General features: G+C 64.1%; 4 protein-coding genes. 3 read left to right on the forward strand and 1 reads right to left on the reverse strand.

Features of this window, described 5'->3' with window-relative positions:
* Positions 1-97: 97 nt before the first annotated feature.
* Positions 98-1,657 carry a septum formation family protein gene (locus QQM37_RS11715; protein WP_285727694.1) on the reverse strand — a complete coding sequence of 520 codons (1,560 nt, stop codon included), beginning with the start codon at positions 1,655-1,657 and terminating at the stop codon, positions 98-100.
* Between the two features lie 317 nt (positions 1,658-1,974).
* On the opposite strand from QQM37_RS11715, the gene QQM37_RS11720 reads away from it, so the two are divergent.
* From QQM37_RS11720 to QQM37_RS11730, 3 genes are all read left to right on the forward strand, one after another.
* Positions 1,975-2,208 (forward strand): DUF3073 domain-containing protein, encoded by a 234-nt coding sequence (locus QQM37_RS11720; protein WP_285727695.1) that lies wholly within the window; start codon positions 1,975-1,977, stop codon positions 2,206-2,208.
* Positions 2,209-2,286: 78 nt separating this feature from the next.
* The gene (locus QQM37_RS11725) at positions 2,287-3,093 is read left to right on the forward strand and encodes a VOC family protein (RefSeq protein ID WP_285727697.1); all 807 of its coding nucleotides are present in this window, start codon (positions 2,287-2,289) and stop codon (positions 3,091-3,093) included.
* Positions 3,094-3,267: 174 nt separating this feature from the next.
* Positions 3,268-4,089: an ABC transporter substrate-binding protein gene (locus QQM37_RS11730; RefSeq protein ID WP_285727699.1), complete on the forward strand. Its 822-nt coding sequence runs from the start codon at positions 3,268-3,270 to the stop codon at positions 4,087-4,089.
* The last annotated feature ends 166 nt before the right edge of the window (positions 4,090-4,255 follow it).

Here is a 4,255-nt window from a genome sequence, read left to right on the forward strand (position 1 = left end):
GCGTCGCAGACAACGAGGGGGGCCGGGAAGCAACTGCTTCCCGGCCCCCCTCGTTAAGGAACCTCCTGTGAGGCCCCCGGACAGACTTTCAGGACCGCTACTGGATCAGGTCTTCGGTGATCTTGTCACTGGTGGCCGTGACCAGGCAGAAACCCTTGCGCCCACCAGAATCCCAACCGCTCTGGGTGGGGTAGTAATAGTCGTACGAGGCTCCGTAGTTACTTGCCGAGGACTTGAGTGCGATCTTCTTGCACTCGGTGCTCAGGGTGTTCTTCAGCCCGTCCTTGCCGGGGTAACTGGCATCGGTGAAGGTGTAGGGCAGGATCACCTGGGCACTGTGCGGGGCGGTGCAGTCGACAATGTCGGCAGGAGTTGCCGGGTCCTTGAAGCCCCGAATGCAGTCGCCCTTGAGCCAGTCTGAGGCGGTTGCACCCGGCACGATGACGCTCGAGTCATCCGAAGAGGAGCCCGAGCTGCTGGACTTTGAGGCGGTGGACTTGGGGCTGCCGGACGAGGAACTGGTCGAACGATTCGACGAAGTAGGCGAGTCGACTGCTGAGGGCTTGCCCAGCCCGGCGAGCATATTGACCAGCACGATCACCAGAATGACGATGATGACCAGGGCTGCTGCGCCACCGCCGATCCACCACCACATGCGGTTATTGCGGGGCGGCTGGCCGAAGGGGCCACCTGCGCCGGGTCCACCGGGACCCTGGGGCCCGCCGTAGCCGCCCGGGCCGGGGCCACCATAGCCCGGCTGGCCAGGCGTGCCGCCCGGCTGACCGGGTGCACCGTAAGGTGCAGGTGCACCGGAGCCATAGGGAGGCTGGCCGGAGGGCTGACCGTACGGGGGCTGGCCGGGTCCAGCCTGACCGGGGCCAGCCTGGTTCGGCTGAGGAACCTGGTTCGGCTGGGGAGCGCCGTAGGGTGACGCTGCGGGGCCGCCGGCGGCAGGTGTGCCGTAGCGGGGTCCCGGGGCCTGCTGATTTTGGGCTTGCGGATTTTGGGCCTGAGTGTTCTGACCCTGCTGACCGGGACCCTGGGGGTTCTGGCTGGGCTGGCCGTAAGGAGAAGCCGGGCTCTGCGGCTGGCCGTAGGGGGAGCCCTGCGGGGCGCTCGGCTGCGAAGGCGCTGGCGCTGCATAAGGGTTGCCCGGGTTCTGCGGCTGCTGCGGTGCCTGACCGTACGGGGAGGAAGGAGTCTGTGACGACGCCTGCTGGTACGGCTGAGCCTGCGGCACGGACGGCTGGGCAGGTGTCGTCTGGTTGGAGGCGGTGGGCGTTGACCAGAGCGGCTGGGTCGGCTGCGCAGCTGCGGAAGGTGCCGACTGGGCTGGTGAGGGCTGCGAAGGTGCCGGCTGGGCCGGGCCTGTCGGATTGGCTGACTGAGCAGAGTCCTGCGCGCCCCCGGTCCAGGGGTTGGTGGCAACCGGCGGTCGGTTCAGGCTGGAGCGCAGCACCGTGGCGTCGTTGTCATGAATTTCAGCTTCGACGGCGGCAGCCTCGGCATCGACCTGGTCCAGACCCGCATTCTGGGCGGCATCTGCACTGATTTCTGCTGACCCGAGGACCGGCTCGGGGAGTGCGGGTCCGGAGTCGGAGTTGTTTCCCCAGCCCGCCGGACGTGGGCCGCTGGAATCGTTCTGGTTCTCGCTCATGGAATCCCTCGCAGTAAATTTCTCGTAATCGACGTGCTCTCTACGGGTTGCTCTGTCCCCAAGAGTAATACGCGAGGGGTACGGGCGGAGCATTCCGAGGGTAATAACGTCGGCAAAATTGATTCTACTGAAACCGGGCTGCATTGGGCATGGGGACAACTACCCACGCTGGTGTTCGCTGCCAGCATCTTGGCGAGGGCGCGGGGTGCCACCAAAAACATGTAATCTATACCTACGACAGAATTGACCGTTAATTCCGGGGCCTCTCCCGTGCCAGGGTGACCACCTCCGGTCCAAGTACAAAAGGGGGTCACGCCATGGGGCGCGGCCGTCAAAAGGCAAAAGCTACTAAGCAGGCTCGGGACATGAAGTACTACTCCCCGAGCACTGACTACTCTGCGCTGCAGCGTGAGCTCTCGCATCCCTCCAGCACCGCTTCCATCCGCTATGTGGAGGAGCCGCCGGAGCCGGATTATTCGGACTACGCGGATAAGTACGCGGACGATCTCGATGACGAGGACGATTCTGCGGATCAACGCCGGATTGGCTGATCCGCTGTTCCTTGTCTCCCTGTCAGTTCATGGGTGATTTCTGTTCCCCTGATTCCTGGTGCCGCGTAGGCTGACTCCATGAGCACAGTTGATACGTACCGCGAGGGCACTCCCTGTTGGGTGGATCTTTCCAGCACCGATGCGGAGGCGGCCAAGGCCTTTTACAGCGGTCTGCTGGGCTGGTCCTTCACCGATATGCCTATGGGCGACGGTATGACCTACAGCATGGCTTCCCTCAAGGACCGCTGGGTTGCGGGCCTGTCCCAACAGTTCCCCGATCAGGCGGCCGCCGGAATGCCGTCTTACTGGGCGAGTTACCTGGCGGTGGACGACGCCGATGCTGCGGCGGCCCGTGCCGTCGAGGCGGGTGCAGCTCTGCTGGTGCCTCCGAGCGACGTGCCCAATGACTCCGGCAGGTTCTTCGTCACGACCGATCCGGGTGGTGCCGCCATCGGCTTCTGGCAGGCCAAAAATCATCAGGGCACCGGAATCGTCAACGAGCCCGGCACCGTGGTCTGGCACGAGCTGACGGTGGCGGATGTTTCGGCAGTTCTGCCGTTCTACCAGTCGGTGGCAGGCGTGGGGGTGGAGACCGCTCCGATGGGCGAGATCGGTGACTACACGACCTTCATGGTGGACGGCAGGCCGGTGGCCGGGGCGCTGAATGCACAGCCCGGAATGCCGAATGCCTGGACAGTGTATTTTGCTGTGCCGGACATCGAGGAGGCGCTGGTGAAGATTCCTGAGCTGGGCGGGAGCGTTCTGGCTCCGGCCTTCGACATCCCCTTCGGGCGGATGGCTGTTGTTGCCGATTCGACCGGCGCAGTTTTTGCTGCGATGCAGCTCACCGAAGCGGAGTATGACCCGGAGCCGACAGACCGGTAAAATACTGCGGAAGAAGCAGCGCCCCGGCGGCGGGAGTGGTCCCACCACCGGGGCGCTTTCGCGGTAACGATCCGGGCCTTCCCAGCCACCACGTAACAGGCTGGTTACACGACGCCGGTACGGTTGCCGATATAGTCTCAACCACCCATATCTGATAACAAAGGATTCGACTCCATGAAACGGTCACCAAGGAGTCTGGCAATCGCTGGAGCCTGCTTTGCCCTCGCCGCCCTCGCTCTGGCGGGCTGCAGCTCGGGCCCGATTACCCCGGCAGCCAGCGCCAGCGGCGACGTCGCCCTGGTACATCCCGGGAGCCTGACCGTCTGCACCCACCTTCCCTACGCGCCCTTCCAGTCCAATAACGACAAGGGTGAGACGGTCGGCTTCGACGTCGACCTGATGGACCTGGTGGCCAAGAAGCTGGGGGTGAAGCAGGCGATCGTGGACACCCCGTTTGAAGGCATCAAATCCGGGCAGGACCTGTCCGCCCGCAAATGCGATATCGCAGCGGCCGGCATGACCATCACCGATGCCCGGAAGCAGGTCATCACCTTCTCCGCACCGTACTTCGACGCCACCCAGGCACTTCTGGTCGCTCCGGGTTCAACCTTGAATTCGCTGGCGGATCTCAAGGGCAAGAAGCTCGGCGCGCAGTCCGCCACCACAGGCCTGGACTACGCTAAGGCGCATGCCTCCGACTGTGGCTGCACGATCGTCGAATATCAGGATCTGGCGTCTGAGACCCAGGCGCTGACCTCGGGGCAGATCGACGCCGCGATCAACGACCTCCCGGTGTGGACCGAGGCGATCAAGGAGAATCCGGGCAAGGCGAAGGTCTCCGCTCAGTTCAACACCGGTGAGCAGTATGGTTTCGGCATGCAGCTGGGCAATACGGCGCTGAAGAAGGTCGTCGATGACGTCATCGCCGGCGCAAAGGCCGATGGCGCTTACGACACCCTCTACAAGAAGTGGATCGGCGACGTCCCCAAGAGCTGAGGTTCCCCGCGGTGGGCTGCCGGTTCCTCCGGCAGCCCACCGCACCTCAGGGACCAGCTACATCCGAAGAGCCGGAAGAATTCCATGACCCATACGAGCACCGCTGACGTCCCCACACCGCGGTTGACGCGCAGGCAGAAAACCCGGGCTGTACGCGGCATCCAAT

Source organism: Psychromicrobium xiongbiense, assembly GCF_030271165.1.
Classification (GTDB): domain Bacteria; phylum Actinomycetota; class Actinomycetes; order Actinomycetales; family Micrococcaceae; genus Renibacterium; species Renibacterium xiongbiense.